A 26008-nucleotide genomic window follows, 5' to 3' on the forward strand; every position below is an offset into this window, starting at 1 on the left:
TGTCCCTCGTCCCGTCAGGGGACGGTCAGCTCTCGCCGGTCTCGAAGCGGAAGCCGAGGCCCCGGACGGTCGAGATGTAGCGCGGCGCGTTGGCGTCGTCGCCGAGCTTGCGGCGCAGCCACGACACGTGCATGTCGAGCGTCTTCGTCGAGCCGACGGGCTCCGAGCCCCACACGTCGCGCATCAGGGCGTCGCGGACGACGACCGAGCCCGCGCTCGCGACGAGCACGCGCAGCAGCTCGAACTCCTTGGTGGTCAGGTGGAGCTCGCGCTCGCCCTGGAACGCCCGGTGCGCGGAGACGTCGATGCGGACGTCCTGCGCCGCGAGCTCCTCCTCGTCGACCTGCTCGCCGTGCGAGCGGCGCAGGAGCGCCCGGACCCGGGCGAGGAGCTCCGCGAGGCGGAACGGCTTGGTGACGTAGTCGTCGGCGCCCGCGTCGAGCCCCACGACGAGGTCGACCTCGTCGGCGCGCGCGGTGAGCACGAGCACGGGCGTGGTCAGGCCCTTGTGACGGATCTCGCGTGCGACGTCGAGGCCGTCCATGTCCGGAAGGCCCAGATCGAGCACCACGATGTCCGCACCGCTGGCCGAGTCGATCGCCCCTTGACCAGTTCCTTGGACGACGACGTTGTAACCCTCACGTGTCAGTGCGCGCGCCAAAGGTTCGGCAATCGCCGGGTCGTCCTCCGCTAGCAGTACGTGGGTCATTCGCTCATGCTAGGGCATCAGTACGACTTCGGTCCCATCGTGCCCGGTGAACTCTGCGACCCTGGTCGGACGCCGCGCGACCGCCCGCTGCCTAGGCTGGACGCATGGGTTGGTACGAGCGCCTCGGGCAGTGGTCCGACGAGCACCGCTTCGGTGTGGACCTCACCGTCACGCTCGTCCTCGCGGTGGTGTTCGTGCCCGCGTCGGCGGCGTTCTCCGCGTCGGGCGCGAGCGGCGTCGGCACGAGCGGCGGCTGGGCCGCGTTCTGGGCCGTGCTGCTCCTCGCGCCGCTCCCCTGGCGACGCTCGCACCCGCTCGCGTCGGCGGTCACGGTGTACTCGGTCGCGCTCGTGCACCTGCTCGCGGGCTACCTCCTCATCTTCCCCGCCGACTTCGCCGTGCTCGTCGCGCTCTACTCGGTCACGGTCTACGGGCCGCGCTGGGCGCACCGCACCGCGATCGTCGCCTCGCTCGTCGGCGCGGTGGTCCTGGGCGTCGCGCTCGGGCTGCTGTCGGGCCGGCTCCAAGACCTCGCGCTCATGGTGTTCCTCACGTCCGCGTTCGGCGGCATGACGTTCCTCGCCGTCTGGGCGTTCGGCCTCGTGCGGCGGTCCCGGCGCGAGACGATCGCCGCGCTCGTCGACCGCGCCGAGCGCCTCGAGGTCGAGCGCGACCAGCAGGCACAGATCGCGACCGCCGCCGAGCGGGCGCGCATCGCCCGCGAGATGCACGACATCGTGGCCCACTCGCTGTCCGTCATCATCGCCCAGGCCGACGGCGGCCGGTACGCCGCCGCCCACGACCCCGACGCCGCGGCCCGCGCGCTCGCGACCGTCTCGGAGACGGGACGCACCGCCCTGGCCGACATGCGTCGTCTGCTCGGCGTGCTGCGGTCCGAGCCGCCGCGCCCGCCCGCGCCGGGGGCCGCCGTCGGGCCCGCGGGCACCCTGGCGCTGCCCGCGGGGCGCGGCGGTGCCCCCGGCCCGGGCTCGCCGTCCGGACCCGGTGCGGCCACGCAGCAGCTCCCGGGGAACCCGCCGCCGGCCGCGCTCGAGCGTGCGCCGCAGCCCGACGCCGCCGACCTCGAGAGCCTCGTGGCCCAGGTGCGCGACAGCGGGATGCGCGTGTCGTTCGTGCGCGTGGGCGAGGCGCGCACCCTGCCGCCCGGGGCCGGGCTCACGGTCTACCGCGTCTGCCAGGAGGCGCTCACCAACGTCCTCAAGCACGCGGGGCCGGATCCGGAGGTCACGGTCGTCGTGCGCTGGGGCGCCACGGCCCTCGACCTCGAGGTCGAGGACGACGGCCGGGGCGCCTCCAGCGCGGCGGAGGCCCGGCAGGACGCCCGCTCCGGCGGCTACGGCGTGCTCGGCATGCGTGAGCGGGCCGCGCTCTTCGGCGGGTCCGTCCAGGTGGGGCCGCGCGCGGGCGGCGGCTTCCGCGTGCACCTGCGCCTGCCCGTGCCGCCGGTCCCCGGTCGCTCGCCCGCGCCGCCCGGCTCCGCGCCGTCGGGACCCGCGCCGTCGGGCCCCGTGCCATCGGGCCCCGCGCCGTCTGGCCCCGTGCCGTCGGGGCCCGCGCTGCCGGGCAGGTCGGGACCGTCGGGCAGGATGGGACCGGGCAGGACGGCCGCGGGACCGGCTCCGGGCCTGTTCGCCCCGCCCCCGCCGCCCCCCTGACCCGCGCGCGAGCCCTCCGACCGGACCGACCGACAGGACACCATGACCGACGCCCTCCCCGTGCCCGGCGACGCGTACGCCGCCGAGCCGCACGCCCCCGTGCGCATCGCGCTCGTCGACGACCAGCAGCTCGTGCGCGCGGGATTCCGCATGGTGATCGACTCCCAGCCCGACCTCACGGTCGCCGTCGAGGCGGGCGACGGGCTTCAGGCGCTGCGCCTGCTCGCGGACCACCCGGTCGACGTCGTGCTCATGGACGTGCGCATGCCGCACCTCGACGGGCTCCAGACGACGGCCCGCCTCACCGCGGCGGCGGCCGACGGCGCGCACGCCCCGAAGGTCATCGTCCTCACGACGTTCGACCTCGACGAGTACGTGCTCGAGGCGATCCGCTCGGGCGCGAGCGGCTTCCTGCTCAAGGACGCACCGCCGGAGGAGATGCTGGCCGCGATCCGGACGGTGCACCGCGGCGACGCGGTCATCGCGCCGTCGTCCACGCGGCGCCTGCTCGAGCACCTCGTGACGGCGCTGCCCGCCGAGCAGGTCCAGGACTCGCCCGCGCACGCGGCCGTCGAGGGCCTCACCGAGCGCGAGCGCGAGGTGCTCGTGCTCATGGCGCGCGGCCGCTCCAACACCGAGATCGCGAGCGACCTGTTCGTCGCCGAGGCGACGGTCAAGACCCACGTCGGGCGCATCCTCGCCAAGCTCGGCGCGCGCGACCGCGTGCAGGCCGTCGTGACGGCCTACGAGACGGGGCTCGTGCGCCCCGGCGCCTGACCCGCTCCGCCCGCGCCCCACCGGTCGCCGACCGGTGGGGCGTCGTCGTGTCCACCCTGGGCGGGGCACTCCTACGACCAGAGGATGACCCGGCCCGCGGCCATGACCCGACCGTCGCCGGACGCGGCGGGCCGGGCCTGCTCCGTAGCGTCGTCCACGATCCCGACGCACGCCCGCGACCACCGGTCCGCGTGCGGCACGACGAACCAGGAGACGACGTGGACACGACCGTGTACCGACCCACCGACCCGGCCCCCGCCGGCCCGCCCGCGGTGCGGGCTCGCACGCTGCGCAAGACCTACGGCACGGGCGAGGCGGCGGTGCACGCGCTCGACGGCGTCGACGTGGACTTCGAGCGCGGACACTTCACGGCCATCATGGGGCCGTCGGGCTCGGGCAAGTCGACGCTCATGCACCTGCTCGCGGGCCTCGACACCGCGACGAGCGGGCACGCCTTCATCGGGGACACCGAGGTCACGGGCCTCAACGACAACGCGCTCACGCAGCTGCGCCGCGACCGCGTGGGCTTCGTGTTCCAGTCGTTCAACCTCCTGCCGATGTTCACGGCGGAGCAGAACATCACGCTCCCCGTCGAGCTCGCGGGCGGGAAGGTCGACCGTGCGTGGTTCGAGACGCTCGTGCGCACGCTCGGCCTCGAGGCGCGCCTGAGCCACCGCCCGAGCGAGCTGTCCGGCGGGCAGCAGCAGCGCGTCGCCATCGCGCGCGCCCTCATCGCCGGCCCGGAGGTCGTGTTCGCCGACGAGCCGACGGGCAACCTCGACTCGCGCTCGGGCGCGGAGGTGCTGAGCTTCCTGCGCCGCTCGGTGCGCGAGCTCGGCCGCACCATCATCATGGTCACGCACGACCCGACGGCCGCGGCGTACGCGGACCGCGTCGTGCTCATCGCCGACGGGCGCATCGCGGGCGACATCACCGACCCGACGCCCGAGTCGGTGCTCGCGGGGCTCGACGCGCTCCGCACGCTCGACGCCGGCACCGACGGTCCCGCCCCGACGGCGTCGCAGGCGGTGCGCGCCTGATGTTCCGGCTCACCCTGGCGCAGATGCGCCGCAGCATCGGCCGCCTCGTCGCGGCCGGCGTCGCGATCGTCATCGGGACGGCCTTCGTCACGGCGACGCTCATCGCGGGCAACGTCATCACCCAGACCACGAACGACTCGATCGCCGCGCAGTACGCGGACGCCGACCTCGTCGTGTCCGCCCCGGACGACCTCACGGCGCCCGACGTCGAGGCCCTGCGCTCCGTGCCCGGCGTCGAGGCCGTCGACGCCACGTCGTTCACCTACCTCGACCTCTCGCACGGCGCGAAGCGTGTGTTCCAGCTCGGCGTCCCGGCGCCGTCCGACCCGCGCTTCGAGGCGCTCGAGGTCGTCGAGGGCTCGATGCCCACCGCGTCGGGCCAGGTCTCGCTGCCCACCGCCGTGGCCGAGCGCCTCGGCGTCGGGATCGGCGACACCGTCACGAGCTCGCGCAACGTGTGGGACGAGACCGCGCCCGACGGCGGCGACTACACGGAGGTCCACGACAAGCTGACCGTCGTCGGGACGACCGACGACCCGTACGGCGCGTACGCCCAGATGGGCGGCGCCGTGGTCGTCCCGGCCGTGGACGTCGCCGCCTGGGAGGCCGCGCAGGCCACGCCCGACGACCCGGCCCGCACCTACTCGTCGGCGATGGTGGCCCTCGCGCCCGGCACGGACCTCGAGACCGCGCGCGCCGAGCTCGTCGCCGCCTCTCCGGACGGGGCGAAGGCCGTCACGCCGGACGAGCACGCGCAGGAGCAGGCGCGGAAGATGACCGGCGACCAGGACGTCTTCACGTACGTCATCCTCTCGTTCGCCGCCGTCGCGCTGCTCGTCGCCGCGCTCGTCATCGCGAACACGTTCCAGGTCCTCGTCGCGCAGCGCACGCGCACCCTCGCGCTCCTGCGGGCGGTCGGCGCGAACAAGGCGCAGCTCGCCCGGTCCGTGCTCACCGAGGCGACGATCCTCGGCATCGTGTCGTCGCTCGCCGGCATCGTCCTGGGCGGCCTGCTCACGCAGATCGCGCTCCTCGTCGCGCGCGGCGCCGACCTGGGCGTCCCGGTCCCCGCGACCATCACCGTCACGCCCGTGGTGGTGCTCGTGCCGCTCGTGGTCGGCACGCTCGTGACGGTCGTCGCGTCGCTCGCGCCCGCCCGCGCCGCGACCCGCGTCGCCCCGCTCGAGGCGCTGCGCCCGGCCGACGCGCCGAGCATCCTGCGCGGGGGCGGCCGCGCGCGGCTCGTCGTCGCGTCCCTGCTCACGCTGGGCGGCGTCGCCGTCCTCGCGGGCGGGATCTGGCTCGGGCTCACCGACAAGCCCGAGATCGGGCTCCTCGCCGGGGTCGTCGGCGGCGCGCTGTCGTTCGTGGGCGTCCTCGTCGGAGCGGTCTACTGGCTGCCCGCCGTCGTGTCGTTCGTCGGCCGCCTGCTCGCGGGCACCGGGTCGACGGCGCGCCTCGCCACCGCGAACACGCTGCGCAACCCGCGCCGCACCACAGCGACGAGCACCGCGCTGCTCATCGGCGTCACGCTCGTCGCGATGATGTCGACCGGCGCAGCGAGCGCCCGCACCTCGCTCGACGCGGCGCTCGACGACCAGTACCCCGTCGACGTCATGGTCGCGACGGACGCGTACGGGTCGACCGGTGAGCCCGTGCCGTCCGACGTCGTGCGCGCCGTGTCCGGCACCGAGGGCGTGTCCCGCGTCGTCGAGCTGTACGCCGCGACGGTGACCATGCCGGACGGCACCGAGACGTCGTTCCACGGCGCCGACCCCGACGCCGCGCGCTCCGTGGTGCGGACGCCGGACGACCTCGCGGCCTTCGGGCCCGGGACGCTCCTGCTCTCGGAGGGCGAGGCGGAGAACTACGGCCTCGCGGACGGCGAGACCGCCGAGCTCACGGGCCCGACGGGCGAGACGCTCGACCTGACGGTCCGCACCGGGGGGATCGGCTCCGGCGGGCTGCTCACCGTCGACGACGCGCGTGCCGTCGACCCGACGAGCCTCATGTCCCGGCTGTGGGTCGGCCTCGACGACACCGGCGCCGCCGCGCAGGTGGTCCCTGCGATCCAGGACGCCGTCGTGGAGTCGGACACGCCCGTGGAGGTCGCCGGGATCGCCGTCGAGCGCGCGGCGATGCAGAGCGTCATCGACACGATCCTCGGGGTCATCATCGGGCTGCTCGCGGTCGCGGTCGTCATCGCGCTCATCGGCGTGGCGAACACGCTGTCGCTCTCGGTCATCGAGCGGCGACGCGAGTCCGCGACGCTCCGGGCGATCGGCCTGAGCCGCTCCCAGCTGCGCTGGATGCTCGCGATCGAGGGCATGCTCATCGCGGGCGTCGGGGCCGTCCTCGGGATCGTGCTGGGCGTCCTCTACGGGTGGGCCGGAGCGGCCACGGCGCTGAGCGTCATGGGCGACGTGTCGCTCGCCGTGCCGTGGCGCGACATCGCGCTCGTGCTCGTGGTCGCGCTCGTCGCGGGGCTCGTCGCCTCCGTCGTCCCCGGCCGCACCGCGGCCCGGACGTCGCCCGTCGCGGCGCTCGCCGTGGACTGAGCGACACGCCCCACCGGCCGTCGGCCGACGCGCGCCCCTGTGGACGGACTCCCGTCCACAGGGGCGCGGTCGTGCCCGGCCTGCGCGGACCGCCGTCGGGCACGATCGCCGGGTGCTCTCCCCCGCCCCGCCCCTCGCTCCCGGTGCACCGCCGGGCGGCACGCCCGCGCCCGGGACCGACGGCGGGGCGTGGGTGCGCGTGACGGTCCACCCGGGCACGGACGTCCTGCTCGCCGCGGGCACGCGCCTCGGCGACGCGCGACCCGCACTCGCCGACCTCGGGTGCCGTCCCGAGCTGCGCACGGCGCCGCTGGCCGTGGACGGCGTCCCCGTCGACGACGACCAGCGCTGCGGCACGCGCCCGCTGCTCCCCGGGGCGACGGTCACGGTCGTGCGGGCGGGGTCGGACCCGCGCAGTCGCGACGACGGGCCGGTGCCCGAGGACGTGCTCGCGGCGCCCCGGCACGTCGCGGTCCTGGGCGGCCCGGACGCCGGGCGGCTCGTCGCCGTCGGGCACGGCGACCGGGGACGCACCCGCGTCGACCGGCTCGACGTCCGCTGGCGCACCACGCGGCGCGGGCCCCGGGTGCGGGTCCGCGTTCCGCGCGGCACGCGCCGGGTGCCCGACGACGCTGCCCTCCTTCGTACGCGCCCGGCCCGGGCCGGTCGGCGGGTGGGCTCGTGGCGCGCGGTGCGCTGGCGCGTCGGCCGCGCCCTGGTGACGCCCGACGGCGCGTACGCCCTGCGCGCGCGGCCCGCGCTCGTGCACGGTCCACGGTCGGGACCGGCCGTGGGTCCGGACCGTCCCGCCGAGGCCGGCCGCCTCGGGACGGCGCAGCTCGCGACCGCGCTCGTGCCGGCCGTCGCGTCGGTCGGGCTCGCGGTGGCGCTGCGCCAGCCGCTCCTCGCCCTGCTGGCGCTCGTGGGGCCGCTCGCGGTCCTCGGTCCCGCGCTCGTCGAGGCACGCCGCCGCCGCGTCGCGCAGCGCGCCGCACCGCCCGGGGCCCCGCCGGACGTCGGGGCCGCCCCCGGCACCGTGCCGGTGGACCCGCTGGACCCCCGGCCCGCCGACGTCCTGCTCTGGGCGACGATCGCCCGGCTCGCCCCGGGCGCCGACCTGGCGGGGGCGGGAGCAGCGGGGGCGGGGGCGGCGGGCGCTCCCTCGGCGCACGCCGGGTCGTCAGGGGCGGCGCCGGGAACGACGGTCGGCACGACGTCGGGCGGGTCCGTGGGCGCGACCGGTGGCGGGACGGCGGTCGCGGCGTCGGGTGGGACGAGCCCGTCGCGGGTCCGGCTTCCGGACGGGTGCGTGGCCGTCGTCGGGCCCCGGGACGTCGCGCTCGCCGCGGCCCGGGCCCTGCTCGTGGAGGTACTCGCCTCGGGGGCGCCACTGACGGTGCGGCCCGCGGCGCAGGACGCGCCCGCGTGGTCGTGGTGCCGCTGGCTGCCGCACGCCCGCGCCGTCCGGACGCTCGACGCCGTGGCCGCCGCCGACCCGGCCGGCCTCGTCGTCGTCGACGGCCCGGTGCCTGCGGGCGAGCTCGCCCGGGCGTGGGAGCGGTGCGCACCCGCGGGCACGGACGTGCTGCTGGTGCTCGGGGACCGGGCGCAGGTCCCGGCGTGGTGCCGGACGCTCGTCGACGTCTCGGGAGCCGTCGCCGTCGTCACGGGTCCCGACGGAGCCCGGGCGCCGCGCGAGCACGTCGGCGTGAGCGCCGGGTGGGCGCTCGGCCTCGCGCGGCGGCTCGCCGCGGCCGAGCACCTCGGCCGGCTGGGCACCGGTGACGGGGGCCGCGCGGGCGAGCCCGACCCGGGCGACCCCACGGCGCGGTCGCTTCCGTCGGCGGTCTCGCTCGGTCCCCTGCTCGGCGCGCCGCGAGCACCGGACCGGCTCGCGACGTGGGTCGCCGAGCGCTGGCAGGACGCGGCCCGCCGGGACGGGCACGGCCTGCGGACCGTGCTCGGCGTCGGGCCCGGGGGCGCGCCGGTCGCCGTCGACCTCGTCCGCGACGGGCCGCACGTGCTCGTCGCCGGCACGACGGGGGCCGGGAAGTCCGAGCTCCTGCAGACCTTCGTCGCCGGGCTCGCGCTCGGACGCTCTCCCGACGAGCTGTCGTTCGCGCTCGTCGACTTCAAGGGTGGCGCGAGCTTCGGGGCGTGCGTCCGGCTGCCGCACGTCGTGGGCCAGGTGACCGACCTCGACCCGGGGCTCGCGGGTCGGGCGCTGGCCGGTCTCCGGGCCGAGCTGCACCGGCGCGAGCGGATCCTCGCCGCGGCGGAGGCCGCGAGCATCGACGCCCTCCCTCGCGGACGGCTCGCGCGGCTCGTGGTCGTGGTGGACGAGTTCCGCGCGCTCGCCGACGACCTGCCCGACCTCGTGCCCGGGCTGCTGCGGGTCGCCGCGCAGGGCCGGTCGCTCGGCGTGCACCTGGTCCTCGCGACGCAGCGGCCCGCGGGCGCCGTCAGCGCCGACGTGCGGGCGAACGTTACGCTGCGGATCGCGCTCCGGGTCGTGGACGTCGCCGACTCGCGCGACGTCGTCGACTCGCCGCACGCGGCCCGCGTCCCCGCGGCGACGCCCGGGCGCCTGGTCCTGCGCCGTGGTGCCGAGCCACCGGTGGCCGTGCAGTGCGCACGAGCCGGCGGGCCGCTCGCCCTGCCGGAGACGCGCGTGCGGCTCGCGGACCCGTGGGGCGCTGGACGCGGCCCGGGCGGGCCTGCGCCGGGCTCCTCGGACGACCACCTGCCGCTCCTCGTCGCGGCGGCGCACGAGGTCGCGGCGCGCTCGGGACTGCGCCCCCACCCCGCGCCGTGGCTCCCCGCCCTGCCGGTCTGCGTCGGACCCGACGACCTCGCCGGAGTCGAGGGGGTGGGCGAGGGAGGCGGCGGAGGGGCAGACGAGCGCGTGGCGGACGGCCGGGAGATGAGCGAAGACATCGCAGGCACGACGGCGGCCGGCGAGCAGGTGGCGGGCTCCGCGACGGCCGCAGGGACCGAAGGCGCGGAGATGTGCCCCGACGACCGCGCGCTGCCCATCGCGCTGGGCGACCTGCCGGCCCTGCAGCGCCGCACGGTGGTCCGCTGGGACCCGCGCGACGGTCATCTCGCGGTCCAGGGCCGGCCCCGGTCGGGCCGCACCACGGCCCTGCGCACCGTCGGGCTGGCTGCGCTCGACCGCGGCTGGGCGGTCCACGCGATCGGGTCGGGGCTCGCGGACCTCGCGGCGCACCCCGGCACCGGCACGGTCGTGGACCGGAGCGACCCGCGCCGTGTCGTCCGCCTTCTCCGGCTCCTGGCCGGTCACGACGACGGTCAGTCCCGACCCGCGGGGCTCGACCGCACGACAGGGCGCACCCTCCTCCTCGTGGACGACGTCGAGGCCGTGCGCGGCGTGCTCGCCGGCGTCGCGGGCGGGGCCGGCGCCGACGCCCTCGCGGACGTGCTCGCCGACTCCCCCACGGCGGTCGCCGTGAGCGTGAGCGGGCCGACGGTCGGCGGCCTGGCGTCGCTCGTCGGCGTCAGAGCGGTGCTGGCCTCGCGCGACCGCCACGACGACGTGTCGCTGGGCGTGCCGGCAGCGCTCGCCGGGCAGGGCGGACCGCCCGGCCGGGCGGTGTGGCTCGGGCCGGGCGACCCGCTCGTGTGCCAGGTCGCGCTGCCACCGACCGTCGCGCGAGGACGAGCACGGCGCCCGGCACCACCCCGCCGGGGCGCGTTCCGGCTGCACCCGCTGCCCGACGACGTCGACTCCGTCGATCTCGACGTAGCCGGGCACGCGCCGGGCGGGGGCGACCCGAGCTCCGCCGCCGTCGTGGCGGAGCCGGACAGCCGAGCCGTCGCAGAGGTCGCGGTCGGCCGGGGCGGCGACGACGGGCGGACGCTGTGGATGGACGTCGGGCGCGGCGCGCTCGTCGTCGGGCCGCCCGGGAGCGGCCGCACGAGCACGCTCGCGCTGCTCGCCCGGCACGCGGCCGCCACCGGCCGGCTCCGCGCGGTCGTGACCCGCGACGACGCGCTGGCGGGCGCCGTGATGGCCGCCCACGGACGCACGACGCGCACCACCAACCGGACCAGGAGCTCGAGCAGGACGGCCGTCGGGAGAGCGAGCGGCAAGAGCCACAGCAACGGCAACGAGAAAGAGAACGGGAACGGGAACGGGGCGATCGTCGTGCGGCGGTACACGCCGGCAGACGTCGCGCGCCTCCTCGACACGCTGGAAGCAGGTCAGGGCGCTGAGACGTTCCCGAGCAGGGCGACGGCGCCGCGGGTCGTGGTGGTCGACGACCTGGACGTGCTGACCCAGCTCTGCGTGCTGGAGGCCGACCGGCTCGCGGCGCTGTGCCGTGACGGGCTCGTGCTGCTCGCGTCGGCGACCACGGGTGCCGCGGCCTCAGCCTTGCGCGGTCCGCTCGCGGACCTGCGCGGGGCGCGCAGCGGGATCGTCCTCGCGCCGCGCGAACGCGGGAGCGCCGAGGTGTTCGGGCACGGGCTGGAGTGGCTCGCCGAACCCGGCCGGCCCCGACCGGGTCGCGGGGTGCTGGTCCAGGGCGCGCGGCTGGCGCCGCTCCAGGTCGCCCGACCGTGACAGCCGAGTCAGGACCCGGGAGTCAGGCGGCCGGGCGGACGTCGCGCGTGGTCGCCTCGACGACGGGACGCAGCATGAGGAGGACGAGCACCACGACGGCGAGCACGAGCGCCACGACGACCCACGAGGTCACGCCCACCTGGAGCGAGCTCACCGCGACGACCCCCTGGAGGATCTGCCAGGTCGCGACGGGCGACCGCGCCCAGCGCTGCCCGCGCAGCAGCCCGCGCACGCTCGCGGCGAGCACGGCCCCCACGCCCAGGGCGAAGACGACGAGGAAGACGCTCACCCCGAACGACTGCGAACCACCGCGGAGGAGCTCGACGAGGATCAGCACGGCGCCCACCGCGAGCGCGGCGATCTCGATGCCGACCCCGGCGACGAGCGCCGTCAGCGCGGGCGGCCGCGACCCCCCGTCGGACGACGGTCCCGGGGGCGTCGGGCGGGGCTCGGGCGGGGTTCCGGAGGGCTCGCGGGAGGGCACGATCACCCAGCGTACGCGCCGACCTGCGGCTTCACACCCGTGTGACGAAGGCCTCACGATTCATGCGACGGAAACTTTCTCGTAACCCCTTGTGCTGTGCTTCACGAGGTGTGAACCTGGTTCAAGCATCAATCACCCCCCGCCTCGAGCCCTTGGCCCGGGCAGCCCCCTGCCGGGTCGCCCAGCGACGAGTCATCACCTCGCGACCAGGCTCCCCTCTGCCCGAAGGAGACGACGAACATGGACTGGCGCCACCGCGCAGCCTGCCTCGACGAAGACCCCGAGCTGTTCTTCCCCATCGGGAACACCGGCCCTGCTCTCCTCCAGATCGAGGAGGCGAAGGCCGTCTGCCGCCGCTGCGACGTCGTCGACACGTGCCTCAAGTGGGCCATCGAGTCCGGCCAGGACGCCGGCGTCTGGGGCGGTCTCTCCGAGGACGAGCGCCGCGCCCTCAAGCGCCGCACCGCGCGCGCACGCCGCGCCGGCTGAACACGACACGCTGCTCCGCCTCCGGGCGTCGAGCGGCACGACGGGCCGTCACCCTCCGGGGTGGCGGCCCGTCGTCGTGCGGTGCCTCCGCTCCACGACCCGTGCCGTGCGCGCCTCCGCGCGGCGGCCGCCGTCGTGCCGGCCGGTCAGCCCTGGCGGTTGCCGTCGCGCAGCACGAGCGCGAGCACGACCTGGGTGCCCCCGCCGGGCCGCGGCGACCACTCGATGGTGCCGCCGAGCTCGTTCGTCACGAGGGTCTGCACGATCTGCGACCCCAGGCCGCTCTTGGCGGCCTTGCCCGCCCGGGCGACGTCGCCGTCGGGCATGCCGACCCCGTCGTCCGCCACGACGATCCGCAGGGCCGAGCCCTCGCGCTCGACCGCGACCTCGACCGTGCCGGTCTCCTGCTTCGCGAGGCCGTGCTCGACGGCGTTCGTGACGAGCTCGGTGAGGATGAGCGCGAGGGGGGTCGCGTCCTCCGCGGGCACGAGCCCGAAGCTCCCCGTGCGGACGGTGCGCACGCTCGTGTCGGCGGAGGCGACGTCGGCCGCGAGGCGCAGCGCGCGACCGACCATGTCGTCGAACTCCACCTCCTCGTCGAGCGTCTGCGACAGGCTCTCGTGCACGAGCGCGATCGTCGCGACGCGGCGCATCGCCTCCTCCAGCGCGGCGCGCGCCTCGGGGACGTCCATGCGCCGGGCCTGGAGCCGCAGGAGCGCCGCGACGGTCTGGAGGTTGTTCTTCACGCGGTGGTGGATCTCGCGGATCGTCGCGTCCTTGGTGATGAGCTCGCGCTCCCGGCGGCGCAGCTCCGACACGTCGCGGCACAGCAGGACGGCGCCGATGCGCTGCCCGGACTCGGTGAGCGGGAGCGCGCGCAGCGACAGCGCGACGCGCTGCGCCTCGATCTCGGTGCGCCAGGGCGCGCGGCCCATGACGACGAGCGGGAGCGACTCGTCCACCGGGGTCTGGTGCTCGATGAGGTCGGCCGTCACCTCGGCGAGCGACCGCCCGACGAGCGGACCGATGACCCCCAGGCGGTGGAAGCAGCTCAGCGCGTTGGGGCTCGCGTAGAGGACCTCGCCCTCGGAGTTCAGCCGGATGAGGCCGTCGCCGACGCGCGGCGCGCCGCGACGCGGCCCGGTCGCGGCGTTCGGGAAGGGGAACTCCCCGCGCGAGATCATCGCGATGAGGTCGTCCGCGGCCTCGACGTAGTTGAGCTCGAGGCGGCTGGGCGTGCGCCCGCTCCCGAGGTTGGTCTGCCGCGCGACGACGGCGATCGCCTTCCCGGAGTGCAGCACCGGGATGGCCTCCTCGCGCACGGCGTACGCGCCGAACCAGCGCGGCTCGCGCGAGCGCTGCGACCGCACCTCGGTGAGCGCGCGCTCGAGCTGCGGGCGCTGGCCCTCCGGGGCGAACGACCCGACGATGTCGTCGTAGTGGACGGTGGCGCCCGTCGACGGCCGGCACTGGGAGACGGCGACGAAGTTGCCGTCGCTCGTGGGCAGCCACAGCACGAGGTCGGCGAACGCGAGGTCGGAGATCACCTGCCAGTCGCCCACGAGCAGGTGCAACCACTCGTTGTCCGCCGGGCTGAGGTCGGCGTGGCGGGAGATGAGGTCACTCATGGCAGACACGGACCCCAGCGTAGAGGGGCGCGACCGGTAGAGTCCCCTCAGCGCCCGCGTGCGCGGTCGCCCGAACCGTCAGCCGTCCCGTCGGCCGGCCCGTCACGGGCCGGCGCAGGGCCCGAGGAGGTCCCGTGCACCTGAGCGTCGAGCTCCGCTACCCCGCCCCCGTCCACGCCGTCGGGGCGATGCTCGCGGACGAGGAGTTCGTCCGCTGGCGCGCCGCCCGCTCGGGCGGCGAGGGCGCCCACGTCGAGCAGGTGGACGTCACCGGCGGGCCGGACGAGGGGTTCACCGTCACGGTGCGGCGGACGCTGCCCACGGACCAGATCCCGGCGCACGTCCGCTCGTTCGTCGGGGGTCGTCTCGAGATCCGGCAGGCGGAGGCCTGGGAGCCGGAGCGCGACGGCGAGCGGTCGGGCACGGTGTCGCTCGAGATCACGGGCGCACCGGTGCGGCTCACGGGCACCGTGACGCTCTCCCCGGAGGGGGACGGCACGGTCGAGCGCTACGACGGCGAGGTCAAGGCCAACGTGCCGCTCTTCGGCGGGGCGATCGAGCAGGCCGCGGCGGAGGCCGTGCGGACGGCGCTCGCCGCCGAGGAGTCCGCCGGTCTCGCGTGGCTGTCGCGCTGACCACCGACCGAGCGGCGCCCGGCCGGACCTGATCGGCGACCCGGCGACGCCGGCCCGGCGACCGGTCTCGAACCGGTAACGATTTCCACGGAACCCGACCAACTGGTCGGTCGTCGTAACGCCCTGACCTGCGGCGATACCCCGGTGGGAGCGCGACCACACCCGTGCGGACCCGACTCAGGCTTGACACGGGTTCGGGCGGGAACGCACGATCAGGCCGTTGTGTGGAAGCGCTACCACATTGGTGGTGGGAGCGCTGCCACGACCCCGCCCCACCGACAAGGGAGTCACCGTGCTGAGCAGCACCCGTACGACCCGCCGGCCCCGCAAGGCGATCACCGCCGTCGCAGGCCTCGCGGCCATCACCCTCACCCTGACCGCGTGCTCGAGCGGCTCCGGCTCGGACGACGACGCGACGGGCTCCGGCGACGGAGACAAGATCACGCTCACCGTCGCGACGTTCAACGACTTCGGCTACACGGACGAGCTCCTCGCCGCGTACACCGCGGAGCACCCGAACGTCACCGTCAAGCAGACGAAGGCCGCCAAGTCCGAGGACGCGCGGACCAACCTCACCACGAAGCTCGCCGCCGGCGGCGAGGGTCTCGCGGACATCGAGGCCATCGAGGTCGACTGGCTCCCGGAGCTCATGCAGTACCCCGACCTCTTCACGGACCTCACCGACTCGTCGCTCGACGGCCGCTGGGTGGACTGGAAGGTCCAGCAGGCGACGACGACCGACGGCAAGCTCATCGGCTACGGCACCGACATCGGCCCGAGCGCGATCTGCTACCGCCAGGACCTCTTCGAGGCCGCGGGCCTCCCGAGCGACCCGGCCGGCGTGGCGGAGCTCCTCGGTGGCGAGGACGCCACGTGGGACGACTACTTCGCCGCGGGCAAGACCTTCGTCGCCGCGAGCGACGCGGCCTGGTACGACTCCGCGATGTCCATCTCGCAGGCGATGGTCAACCAGATCGACAACGCCTACGAGGAGTCCGACGGCACGCCGAAGGACCTCGCGTCCAACCAGCCGATCATCGACATCTACGACACGGTGCTCGAGCAGTCGACGACGAACGAGCTCTCCGCCGGCCTCGAGCAGTGGTCGGGCGACTGGGACGCCGCGTTCCAGAACGACGGCTTCGCGACGATGATCTGCCCCGCGTGGATGACCGGCCCGGTCGAGGAGCGCTCGGGCGGCGTCACCGGCTGGAACGTCGCGGACGTCTTCCCCGGCGGCGGCCTCAACTGGGGCGGCTCGTTCCTCACGGTGCCGGCCTCCGGCCCGAACGCCGAGGCGGCCAAGGAGCTCGCCGCGTGGCTGACCGACCCGGCGCAGCAGACGACGGCCTTCGAGAACGCGGGCACGTTCCCGTCGCAGCTCGAGGCGCAGGAGTCCGACGCCGTGCAGTCCTTCACGAACGACTTCTTCAACGACGCCCCGGTCGGCACGATCTTCGTCAACCGTGCGCTCGCGATCGACAGCGCGCCGTTCAAGGGCGCGAACTACTTCTCGATCCACACGACCGTCCAGGACGGCATCAAGCGCGTGGACGTCGAGAAGACGGACGACGCCGCCTCCTCGTGGCAGAAGACGCTCCAGTCCTTCCAGGACCTGGGCCTGTGACCTGACGGGGCCGGGGGCGGCACGACCTGCCGCCCCCGGCCCCGCGCGCGTCCGCCCGCGGACGACGCCCCGCACCCGCAGCCACCCAGCGCCACCGAGCAGCCCAGGAATCCCACATGGCCGTCCTCACGCCCACCCAGCCCTCGCCGGGGCTCAGCGGGCCGCCGCCGCGCACGCCGCGCCGCGTCGGCTTCTCCCAGCGCCTCAGCCGCTGGGACGTCAAGGTCTCGCCCTACCTCTACATCTCGCCCTTCTTCATCCTGTTCGCGATCACGGGACTCTTCCCGCTCGTGTACACCGCCGTGGTGTCGGTCTACGACTGGAACCTGCTCGGCGGCCAGGGCGACTTCGTCGGTCTCCAGAACTACACGGACGTCCTCGCGCAGCCGACGTTCTGGAAGTCCCTGCGCAACACCGTCTCGATCTTCGTGCTCTCGTCCGTGCCGCAGGTCGTCGCCGCGATCGCGATCGCGGCCCTGCTCGACCAGAACCTGCGCGCCGCGACGTTCTGGCGCATGGGCGTCCTGCTGCCGTACGTCGTCGCGCCCGTCGCGGTCTCGATGATCTTCGGCCGCCTGTTCGCCGACCAGTACGGGCTCATCAACGAGCTGCTCGGCCTCGTCGGCGTCGACCCGATCCGCTGGCACGCCGACGCCCTCGCGAGCCACGTCGCCATCGCGTCGATGGTGAACTTCCGCTGGACCGGCTACAACGCGCTGATCTTCCTCGCCGCGATGCAGGCCGTGCCGCGCGAGCTCTACGAGGCCGCGATCATCGACGGCGCCGGGCGCGTGCGCCAGTTCTTCTCCGTGACCGTCCCCCAGATCCGCGCCACGATCATCTTCGTCGTCATCACGTCGACGATCGGCGGCCTGCAGATCTTCGACGAGCCGCGCATGTTCGACGCGCAGGGTCTCGGCGGCGCCGACCGGCAGTGGATGACGACCGTGCTCTACCTCTACGACGTCGCGTGGGGCAACCAGAAGAACTTCGGCCGAGCGGCCGCCGTCGCGTGGCTGCTGTTCCTGCTCATCATCCTCGTGGGCATCGTCAACTTCCTCGTCACCCGGCGGATCGCCACGTCGAACGCGCAGCCGCGCCCGCCACGCTGGGTGCGTCGCCGCCAGGAGGCGCGCAAGCGCCTGCGCGCCGAGGACGCCATGTCCGCGCAGCGTTCCGCCGCGGGGACCGAGGCGTCCGTCCCGACCGCCGCCAGCCCGACCGACCGGAGGAAGCGATGAGCTCCGTCCCCGTCATCGCCCAGACCGCCGGCCCGGGCGCGGCCCGCGCCGCGTCCCGCCGCCGGAGCGCCGGGAAGAACGTGGGCGGCACGCAGCGCCGCCCGCGCTGGGTCACGTACACCATCCTCGGGATCGTCCTGCTGATCTCGGTGTTCCCGCTGTACTTCACCCTGATCCTCGGCTCCTCGACGCCCGAGGAGATCTCGCGCAGCGCGCTGCCCCAGCTCCTGCCGGACGCGAGCCTGTTCGACCGGTTCGCCGACGTCATGAGCTCGGACGCGATCAACTTCTGGAAGGCCGCCTGGAACTCGGTGGTCGTCGCTGTCCTCACGTCCCTCTCGGTCGTGCTGTTCTCGACGCTCGCCGGCTTCTCGTTCTCGAAGCTCCGGTTCCGCGGCCGCGGCCCGCTGCTCGTGTTCGTCATCGCGACGATGGCGGTGCCCACGCAGCTCGGCGTCATCCCGATGTACATCCTCATGTCGGACCTCGGGTGGATCGGCAAGCTCCAGGCCGTCATCGTGCCCGCGCTCGTCACGGCGTTCGGCGTCTTCTGGATGACGCAGTACCTCGGCGAGGCGCTCCCGTACGAGCTCATCGAGGCGGCCCGGGTCGACGGCGCGTCCATGATCCGCACGTTCTGGTCCATCGCGCTGCCGGCGGCCCGCCCGGCCGCCGCGATGCTGGGCCTGTTCACGTTCGTGCAGCAGTGGACGAACTTCTTCTGGCCGTCCATCGTGCTCAACCAGAACAACCCGACGCTGCCGCTCGTGGTGCGGTCCCTGCAGTCGAACTTCTTCGTCGACTACTCGCTCGTCATGGCCGGGATCTTCCTCGTCACGCTGCCGCTCATCGTCATCTTCATCTTCACCGGCCGCCAGCTCGTGGCGGGCATCATGCAGGGCGCCGTCAAGGGCTGACGCCCGGCGCCCCGCCGCCGCACGACCCGCCCACCACCCGGTGGGCGCGGTCCGTGCTGCGCGCCGACCGTCGCGCGGGCGGGCCCGACCGGCCCGCCCGCGTGCCATCCCGCGACTTCTCGAAGGACAATCGACCATGACCAGCTTCGTCCCGTCCGCGCCCCTTCCCCCGAACCCGGCGACCGCGACCGGACGCGTCGAGATGCCCCCCGGCTTCCTCTGGGGCGCCGCGACGGCCGCGTTCCAGATCGAGGGCGCGGGGCACACCGACGGACGCACGGACTCCGTGTGGGACGCGTTCGCCCGCGTGCCGGGCGCCGTCGTGAACGGTGACGACGGCATGGTCGCGTGCGACCACTACCACCGGTACCGCGAGGACGTCGCGCTCCTGCGCGACCTCAACCTGGGGACGTACCGGTTCTCGACGTCGTGGGCCCGCGTGCGCCCCGACGGCGGCGCGGTCAACCCCGCCGGGCTCGCGTTCTACGACCGCCTCGTCGACGAGCTGCTCGCCGCGGACGTCCTGCCGTGGCTCACGCTGTACCACTGGGACCTCCCGCAGGCGCTCGAGGACAAGGGCGGCTGGACGTCGCGCGACACGGCGTACCTCTTCGCCGAGTACGCGGTGACGATGCACGAGGCGCTGGGCGACCGCGTCGGCGTGTGGACGACGCTCAACGAGCCGTGGTGCTCCGCGTTCCTCGGCTACACCGCTGGCGTACACGCGCCCGGCCGGCAGTCGCGCGAGGACGGCCTCGCGGCCGCGCACCACCTGCTGCTCGGGCACGGCCTCGCGGTCCAGGCGCTGCGCGAGCGCGCGCCGGAGGCGAACCTCGGGCTCACGCTGAACTTCACGGTGTCCGACCCGGTCGACCCCCAGGACCCGGCCGACGTCGACGCCGCGCGCCGGATCGACGGCCAGTTCAACCGGATCTTCCTCGACCCCGTCTTCCACGGCGAGTACCCGGCCGACGTCCTCGAGGACGTCGCGCCCTACGGTCTGCTCGACCACGTCAAGGACGGGGACCTCGAGATCATCTCGACCCCGATCGACACGCTCGGGGTCAACTACTACAACGGCGGGGCGGTCTCGGCCCGCCCGCAGACGACGGCGCCCGGCACCGGGAGCGACGGCGGCGGGGGCACCCGCCCCGAGGGCGTCCGCGACGAGGAGGCCGACGCCGCGCCGGTGCGCCCGACGTCGTCCCCCTACCCCGCCGCGGACGGTGTGCACGCCCACTCCCGCGGCCTGCCGCGCACGGACATGGGCTGGGAGGTCCAGCCCGAGGGGCTGACGCGCCTCCTCACGCGCCTGCAGCGCGACTTCACCGGCCCGCGCGGCGTCGCGATGTACATCACCGAGAACGGCGCCGCCTACCCGGACCAGGTGGGCCCGGACGGCTCGGTCGACGACCAGGACCGGCTCGAGTTCCTCGACGCGCACCTGCGCGCGACGCGCGACGCGATCGACGCGGGGGCGGACGTGCGCGGCTACTTCGCGTGGTCCCTCATGGACAACTTCGAGTGGGCGCTCGGCTACACGAAGCGCTTCGGCATCGTCCGCGTCGACTACGAGACGCAGGAGCGCACCGTCAAGGCGAGCGGCGCCTGGTACGCCCAGGTCGCGCGCGACAACGCGATCCCGGCGCGCGAGACGCCGGTCGCGGACGCCGCCCCGGCCGAGTGACGGCGACGGTGAGGACACGGTGAGCGGGGCGGTGCGCACCGGGGAGCGCGCGCGCCATACTGTCCCGATGAACAGCCTGCGCTCCGCGCCGACCCTGGACGAGGTGGCCCAGACGGCGGGTGTCTCGCGCTCGACGGCGTCGCGCGCCATCAACGGCGGCCTGCGGGTGTCGCCCGAGGCGCAGGCGGCGGTCGACGCCGCCGTCGCGCAGCTCGGCTACACGCCCAACCGCGCCGCCCGCTCGCTCGTGACGCGCCGCACGGACTCGATCGCCCTCGTGGTCCCCGAGCCCGACGAGCGCATCCTCACCGACCCGTTCCTCGCGGGCACGATGCGCGGCGTGAGCGCCGCGCTCGGCGGCACGGACCTGCAGCTCGTGCTGCTGTTCGCGCGTCCCGACGAGCAGCCGGGCCGCATCGTGCGGTACCTCAGCAGCGGCCACGTCGACGGCGCGATCGTCGCGTCGCACCACCGCGACGACGACCTCGAGGAGGCGCTCCTCGCGGCGCGCCTGCCCGCCGTGTTCGTGGGGCGGCCGTTCCACCCGACGCCGGACCTCCTGTACGTCGACGTGGACAACGTCGAGGGCGGCCGCCTCGCGGCGCGGCGTCTCGTCGAGGCGGGCCGGCGCCGTATCGCGACGATCGCCGGCCCGCAGGACATGACGGCGGGCGTGGACCGGCTCACGGGGTTCCGCGAGGTGCTGCGCGACGCCGGCCTTCCGGACGACGCGGTCGAGATCGGCGACTTCGCCGTCGCGGGCGGCGCGGCGGCCATGGAACGCCTCCTCGCCGCGCACCCCGACCTCGACGGCCTGTTCGTCGCGTCCGACCTCATGGCCGAGGGCGCGCTGCGCGTGCTCGCGGCCCACGGCCGCGACGTGCCGCGCGACGTGTCCGTCGTCGGCTTCGACAACCTCGCCACCGCCGCCACGACGTCGCCCCCGCTCACCACGGTCCAGAACCCCATGGTCGAGATGGTGCGCGGCGCGACCGACCTCCTGCTCGACCTCGTGGGCGGCCGCGGCGACGAGATCGCGTCGCAGGTCCTCGCGCCGGAGCTCGTCGAGCGCGACTCCGTCTGACCCCCGCGCCGTCCGCGGCGCCGCGCGGCACCCGAGGCGTGGGGGGCCGAGACGCTGTGGGCGGTCGCTCGTAACCTGGCGTCGTGCACCCGTCCACGGAACCGGTGGCCATGCTCTCGCGGGCCGACGTCCTCGCCGCGCGCTGGCACGCCCACGAGCTCGACCGGGCGCCGGGCGCGGCCGCCGCGGTGACGGACGTCGCCGTCCTCGACCTGGGCGTCCAGGACACGGGGTCCGACGGCGCCGCGTGGGCGCTCGCCGTCCGGGGCGCCCCGCCCGTCGCGCCGGGCACCCTGCCGCCCGACCTCGCGCTCGCGTGGACGCTGCGCGGCGCCCCGCACGTCTACCGCCGCGCGGACCTCGCCGACGTCGCGACCGCGACGGCACCGTTCTCCGAGGCCGACGCCGCCAAGCGGGTCTACGACGCGAGCCGACCGCTCCGCGCGGCGGGTGTCGCCGTGCTCGACGCCCTGCGCACCGAGGCGCGGCTCGAGCGCGAGCTCGTCGAGACCCCGGCCGTCAAGGGCGACCTCTCGACGCGGCTCACCGCGCGGCTCCCGGAGCCGCACCTGCGCTGGTGCGGGCCGTGCGGCGCCACCCACAGCTACGAGCAGACGTTCCGCCTCGCGGCCCTGCAGGCCGGGCTCGAGCTCGAACCGGGCTCGTCCCCGCCCGTGCTGCGGCGCGTCCCCGGCCTCGAGCCGCCGCTCTACGGGCGCCTCGGCGGCGACGCCCTGCCGCGCCTGGACGTCGTCCGCGGCTACCTGCGCTTCTTCCCCGCCGCCAGCGTCCAGGACGTCGCCGCGTTCCTCGACGCCCCGGTCAAGGACGTCCGGGACCGGTGGCCCGACGACGCGGTCCGCGTCGAGGTCGCCGACGTCGAGCCCGGCCCGCGGCCGACCGAGCGCTGGGTGCTCGCCGAGGATCTCGGTCGCGTCACGGGCGCCGCCGCGCGCGAGCGCGACGCGCGACCCGCGCCCGGCGCCCCGGTCGTGCGCCTCGTGGGCCCCTACGACCTGTTCCTGCAGCTGCGCGACCGCGCGACGCTCGTCCCGGACGTGGCGCGTGCCAAGGACCTGTGGCGGGTCCTCGGCCGGCCCGGGGCCGTGCTCGCGGGCGGCGAGGTCGTGGGCACGTGGCGGCCCCGCGCGTCGGGCCGGCGCCTCACGGTCCTCACCGACCCCTGGGTCCCGTGGGACGCCGGGCTCGCCGACGCCGTCGCCGAGCAGGCGGAGCGCCTGCGCGCGTCCCGCGACGCGGCGTCCGTGACCGTCTCGCCGGTGCCGGACGCGCGGTAGCGACCGGGGTGCCGCGCGGTCGTCGCGGGAGGGGTCAGCGCTTCACGTGGCCGTACCGGTGCGTCGTGCGGCTGACGGCCTGCTCGTGGAGCACGGTGAGCAGCTCGCGGCGCCCGCTCGCGACGACGGGGTGGTCGAGCACCGTGACCTCGCCGACGCGCTCGGCCGCGGCCTCGTGCAGCCCCGGCGCGGAGCCGACGACGCGGACCCGGCCCCGGACGGCACCCGACGCGACGCGGCGCGCGAAGTCCTCGTCGCTCACCGCGGCGTCGCCCGTGCTCGGCACCACGACGGCCGGCACGCCCGCGGTGCGCGCGGCGTGCAGGACGCGCTCGACCTCGACGGGGAGCGCGTCCGCGCCGACGCGCACGGTGAGCACGTCGACCGGGCGGTAGCGGAAGACGTTCGCCTCGACGTGCAGGCCCGAGGGGTCGTGGCCCACGGAGAACTCCCGCTCCCACCAGCGCACGTCGTCGGCCTTCGCCCACGCGAGCCACGCCTCGGGCGCGGTCTCGCGCGCGGGCGGCACCGCGTCGTGCGTGCCGTCGGTGCCCGACGCCGACGCGCTCGTCGAGGTGTCGGGCGCGTCGCTCCAGCGCCCGAGCTGCGCGACGTAGTTCGGCCCGCCCGCCTTGGCGCCCGGCCCGACGGCCGACTGCTTCCAGCCGCCGAACGACTGCCGCTGCACGATCGCGCCAGTGATGTGCCGGTTGACGTAGGCGTTGCCCACCTGGACGGCGTCGAGCCAGCGTTCGACCTCGGCGTCGTCCAGGCTGTGGATGCCGCCGGTGAGGCCGAACGGGACCGCGTTCTGCAGCGCGATCGCCTCGTCGAGGGTCGCGGCCGTCATGATCCCGAGGACCGGCCCGAAGTACTCGGTGAGGTGGAACGGCGACCCGGGCGCGACGCCCTCCTTGAGAGCCGGCGTCCAGAGGCGGCCTTCCAGCTCGGGCCCGCCGTCCAGCAGCCGCGGTCGCACGAGCCAGGACTCCCCCGGCTCGAGCGTCGTCAGGGCGTGCAGCAGCTTGCCCGACGCGGGCTCGGTGAGCGGGCCCATGGTCGTCGCGACGTCCGTCGCCGGACCGACGGCGAGCGAGCGCACCGCGTCCACGAGCTGGCGCCGCACCCGGCGGCCCGTCTCCGTCCGCGGGTCGCCCGCCGAGCCGACGAGGATCGCGAGCGACGCGGCCGAGCACTTCTGCCCCGCGTGCCCGAACGCCGACCGCACGAGGTCCGCGACCGCGAGGTCGAGGTCCGCCGACGGCGTGACGACGAGCGCGTTCTTGCCCGACGTCTCGGCGAGCACCGGGCGCGACGGCTTCCACCGCGCGAAGAGCTGCGCGGTCTCGATCGAGCCCGTGAGCACGACGCGCGCGACGTCGTCGTGCGTGACGAGGCGGGTGCCGAGCTCGTCGTCGGGCACGCGGACGTACTGCACGACGTCGGTCACCGAGCCCGCGTCCAGCCCCGGGAAGTCACCGGGCGCCGCAGCCACCGCGTCGCGCAGGCCCGCGTGGACCGCCTCGACGGCGACCTCGAGGCAGCGCGGCGTCGGCGGCGCGGGCTTGGCGAGCACGGCCGACCCGGCCGCGAGCGCCGCGAGGACCCCGCCCACGGGGATCGCGACGGGGAAGTTCCACGGCGGCGTGACGAGCGTGACGCCGTCGGGCGCGAACCGGGCGCCGGGCACGTGGTCCAGCTCCTCGGCGGAGCGCGCGTAGTAGCGCGCGAAGTCGACGGCCTCGCTCACCTCGGGGTCGGCCTCGGCGACGGTCTTGCCCGGCTCGTGCACCATCGCGGCGACGAGGTCGGTGCGTGCCTCCTCCAGGCGCCGGGCGACGGCGCGCAGCGCGGCGGCGCGGGTCGCCGGGGCGACCTGCGACCACGCGGCGGTCGCGCGCACGGCGGTCGCGACGGCGTCGTCCACCTGGGCGGTCGTCGTGAGCTCGGGCGTGCGGACGGGGACGTACCCGGAGCCGGCCCCGGTGACGTGGCGGGCCCAGTCGCGCGAGGCGGCGACGGCGGGGTCGGTGTCGGGGGCGTTCGCGAACCCGGCGCCGGTCCCGCCGCCGACGGCGGGCCGGGGCGTGCGGCGCGGCGCGACGTCGGTCTCGGCGTAGTGCACCCCGTGGCGCACGGACGCGCGGAACGCGGCCTCCTGGCGCTCCATGGGGCTGCCCGCGGGCGACCCGTCGGGCGCGAACATGGCGTGCAGGAAGTTCTGCTCGGCGGCGTTCTCCTCGAGACGGCGCACGAGGTAGGAGATCGCGACGTCGAAGTCCTCGTCGCGCACGACGGGCGTGTACAGCACGACGCGGCCGCCGCGCCCGGCGTGCGGGCCGCTCTCGACGCGGTCGGCCGCGACCTCGTCGCGCACGGCGCGCGCCTCGCCGGGGGCCATGCCCTGGAGCATCTCGACGTCGAGCGCGTGGCTCACGCCGCGGGCCCGGCCGAGGAGCACGGCGAGCGCGACGTGGAAGAGGTTGTGGCTCGCGACGCCGATGCGCACGGCGTCGGTCCGCGGCGCGCGCAGGGCGTGGTCGAGGAGGCGGACGTAGTTGGCGTCGACGTCGGGCTTCGTGGGGTAGGGCGCCTGCGGCCAGCCGTGCAGCTCGGCCTCGACGGCCTCCATCGCGAGGTTCGCCCCCTTGACGAGGCGCACCTTGATCGGCGCTCCCCCGGCGGCGACGCGCTCGGTCGCGAAGCGGGTGAGCCCGTCGAGCGCGCCGAGCGCGTCGGGCAGGTACGCCTGGAGCACGATCCCGGCCTCGAGGTCGTGCAGGTCGTCGTGCGCGAGGATCTCGCGGAAGACCGCGGTCGTGAGCGCGAGGTCCTTGTACTCCTCCATGTCGAGGTTGAGGAAGACGCCGTGGTCGCGCGCGGCCCGGTACAGCGGCAGCAGCCGCTCGACGACGCGCGCGCACGACCCGTCGAGGTCCCACGTGACGAGCTGCGACGCGACGGACGACACCTTGACCGACACGTAGTCGACGTCGGGCCGCCGCACGAGCGCGAGCGTGCGCTCGAGGCGCGCGTCCGCCTCGGCCTCGCCGAGCACGGCCTCGCCGAGGAGGTTGACGTTGAGCGCGTAGCCCTCCGCGCGGGTCCGGGCGAGGTGCGGGCCGAGGCCGCGGCCGGCGTCGGCTACGAGGTGGCCCACGAGCTGGCGCAGGCGCACGCGCGCGGCCGGCACGACGACGCGCGGCAGCACCGGCGCGACGCCCGCCCCGACGCGCAGGAGGGACCGGTCGACCGGCCCGAGGAACGACCCCGCGCTACCCGCGAGCTCGCCGAGGCGGCCGAGCGCCCGCGCGGCGACGTGCACGTCCTGGGGACGCGCGACGTCGTCGACGAACCGGACCGCGAGCTCGAGGCCCGCGGGGTCGGAGACGAGCGCGCCGAGCCGCTCGGCGGTCCTGCGGGCGCGCGCGTCGCCCGCCCCCTCGCTCGCGGCGAGCCAGCGGCGGGCCAGCGTGACGGCCTCCTCGACGAGGTCGTCCGGGGAGGTGAGGCTCGTGTCGCCGACGGCTCCGGGGGTGGGGAGCGGCCGGGCGGGCGCGTCGTTGCTCATCC

At 75.6% G+C, this 26008-nt stretch carries 17 protein-coding genes; 13 read left to right on the forward strand and 4 right to left on the reverse strand.

The genetic code is table 11. The features are described 5' to 3' along the window. Nucleotides 1–25: 25 nt before the first annotated feature. Nucleotides 26–709 (reverse strand): response regulator transcription factor, encoded by a 684-nt coding sequence (locus GWJ10_RS15030; protein ID WP_031316534.1) that lies wholly within the window; start codon nt 707–709, stop codon nt 26–28. Nucleotides 710–813: 104 nt separating this feature from the next. On the opposite strand from GWJ10_RS15030, the gene GWJ10_RS15035 reads away from it, so the two are divergent. From GWJ10_RS15035 to GWJ10_RS15055, 5 genes are all read left to right on the forward strand, one after another. Next, nucleotides 814–2385, forward strand: a complete 1572-nt coding sequence (locus GWJ10_RS15035) for a histidine kinase (protein ID WP_163188312.1) — start codon at nt 814–816, stop codon at nt 2383–2385. A gap of 42 nt (nt 2386–2427) precedes the next feature. Further along, nucleotides 2428–3162: a response regulator transcription factor gene (locus tag GWJ10_RS15040; RefSeq protein WP_051028602.1), complete on the forward strand. Its 735-nt coding sequence runs from the start codon at nt 2428–2430 to the stop codon at nt 3160–3162. 218 nt (nt 3163–3380) lie between these two features. Then, entirely contained in the window at nt 3381–4202 is an 822-nt protein-coding gene (locus tag GWJ10_RS15045; RefSeq protein WP_021482458.1) for an ABC transporter ATP-binding protein, read from the forward strand. 23 nt (nt 4203–4225) lie between these two features. Continuing rightward, on the forward strand, nt 4226–6760 hold the full coding sequence (locus GWJ10_RS15050; protein WP_241005837.1) for an FtsX-like permease family protein: 2535 nt from the start codon (nt 4226–4228) through the stop codon (nt 6758–6760). 112 nt (nt 6761–6872) lie between these two features. Next, nucleotides 6873–11345, forward strand: coding sequence for an FtsK/SpoIIIE domain-containing protein (locus GWJ10_RS15055; protein ID WP_163188316.1), 4473 nt, complete (start codon nt 6873–6875; stop codon nt 11343–11345). A 22-nt stretch (nt 11346–11367) separates the two neighbouring features. On the opposite strand, the gene GWJ10_RS15060 is transcribed toward GWJ10_RS15055, so the two are convergent. Continuing rightward, nucleotides 11368–11829 carry a hypothetical protein gene (locus GWJ10_RS15060; protein ID WP_241005838.1) on the reverse strand — a complete coding sequence of 154 codons (462 nt, stop codon included), beginning with the start codon at nt 11827–11829 and terminating at the stop codon, nt 11368–11370. Nucleotides 11830–12069: 240 nt separating this feature from the next. Between GWJ10_RS15060 and GWJ10_RS15065 the strand changes: the two genes are divergently transcribed. After that, complete coding sequence (locus GWJ10_RS15065) at nt 12070–12318, forward strand: WhiB family transcriptional regulator (RefSeq protein ID WP_021481972.1); 249 nt, start codon at nt 12070–12072, stop codon at nt 12316–12318. A gap of 146 nt (nt 12319–12464) precedes the next feature. Here GWJ10_RS15065 and GWJ10_RS15070 read toward each other — a convergent pair whose 3' ends face one another. Next, complete coding sequence (locus tag GWJ10_RS15070; RefSeq protein ID WP_043653374.1) at nt 12465–13946, reverse strand: PAS domain-containing sensor histidine kinase; 1482 nt, start codon at nt 13944–13946, stop codon at nt 12465–12467. Nucleotides 13947–14080: 134 nt separating this feature from the next. Between GWJ10_RS15070 and GWJ10_RS15075 the strand changes: the two genes are divergently transcribed. The 7 genes from GWJ10_RS15075 to GWJ10_RS15105 all read left to right on the forward strand — a co-directional run bounded on the left by GWJ10_RS15075 (nt 14081) and on the right by GWJ10_RS15105 (nt 22435). Beyond that, the gene (locus tag GWJ10_RS15075; protein WP_021481970.1) at nt 14081–14581 is read left to right on the forward strand and encodes a DUF2505 domain-containing protein; all 501 of its coding nucleotides are present in this window, start codon (nt 14081–14083) and stop codon (nt 14579–14581) included. Nucleotides 14582–14873: 292 nt separating this feature from the next. Then, nucleotides 14874–16208: an ABC transporter substrate-binding protein gene (locus GWJ10_RS15080; protein WP_043653372.1), complete on the forward strand. Its 1335-nt coding sequence runs from the start codon at nt 14874–14876 to the stop codon at nt 16206–16208. Between the two features lie 116 nt (nt 16209–16324). Continuing rightward, nucleotides 16325–17449: a sugar ABC transporter permease gene (locus GWJ10_RS15085; RefSeq protein WP_061267476.1), complete on the forward strand. Its 1125-nt coding sequence runs from the start codon at nt 16325–16327 to the stop codon at nt 17447–17449. Further along, complete coding sequence (locus tag GWJ10_RS15090; protein WP_061267475.1) at nt 17446–18366, forward strand: carbohydrate ABC transporter permease; 921 nt, start codon at nt 17446–17448, stop codon at nt 18364–18366. The genes GWJ10_RS15085 and GWJ10_RS15090 overlap by 4 nt, the downstream gene beginning before the upstream one ends. A 136-nt stretch (nt 18367–18502) precedes the next feature. Then, nucleotides 18503–20053: a family 1 glycosylhydrolase gene (locus GWJ10_RS15095; RefSeq protein WP_163188318.1), complete on the forward strand. Its 1551-nt coding sequence runs from the start codon at nt 18503–18505 to the stop codon at nt 20051–20053. 67 nt (nt 20054–20120) lie between these two features. Beyond that, a complete protein-coding gene (locus GWJ10_RS15100; RefSeq protein ID WP_061267473.1) occupies nt 20121–21137 on the forward strand; it encodes a LacI family DNA-binding transcriptional regulator in 1017 nt (338 codons plus the stop codon). A gap of 83 nt (nt 21138–21220) precedes the next feature. Further along, complete coding sequence (locus tag GWJ10_RS15105; RefSeq protein WP_206158413.1) at nt 21221–22435, forward strand: crosslink repair DNA glycosylase YcaQ family protein; 1215 nt, start codon at nt 21221–21223, stop codon at nt 22433–22435. Between the two features lie 34 nt (nt 22436–22469). On the opposite strand, the gene GWJ10_RS15110 is transcribed toward GWJ10_RS15105, so the two are convergent. Continuing rightward, nucleotides 22470–26006, reverse strand: a complete 3537-nt coding sequence (locus tag GWJ10_RS15110) for a bifunctional proline dehydrogenase/L-glutamate gamma-semialdehyde dehydrogenase (RefSeq protein ID WP_163188320.1) — start codon at nt 26004–26006, stop codon at nt 22470–22472. Between the last annotated feature and the right edge of the window lie 2 nt (nt 26007–26008).

It is taken from the genome of Cellulosimicrobium sp. SL-1 (genome assembly GCF_011033075.1).
Taxonomy (GTDB): domain Bacteria; phylum Actinomycetota; class Actinomycetes; order Actinomycetales; family Cellulomonadaceae; genus Cellulosimicrobium; species Cellulosimicrobium funkei.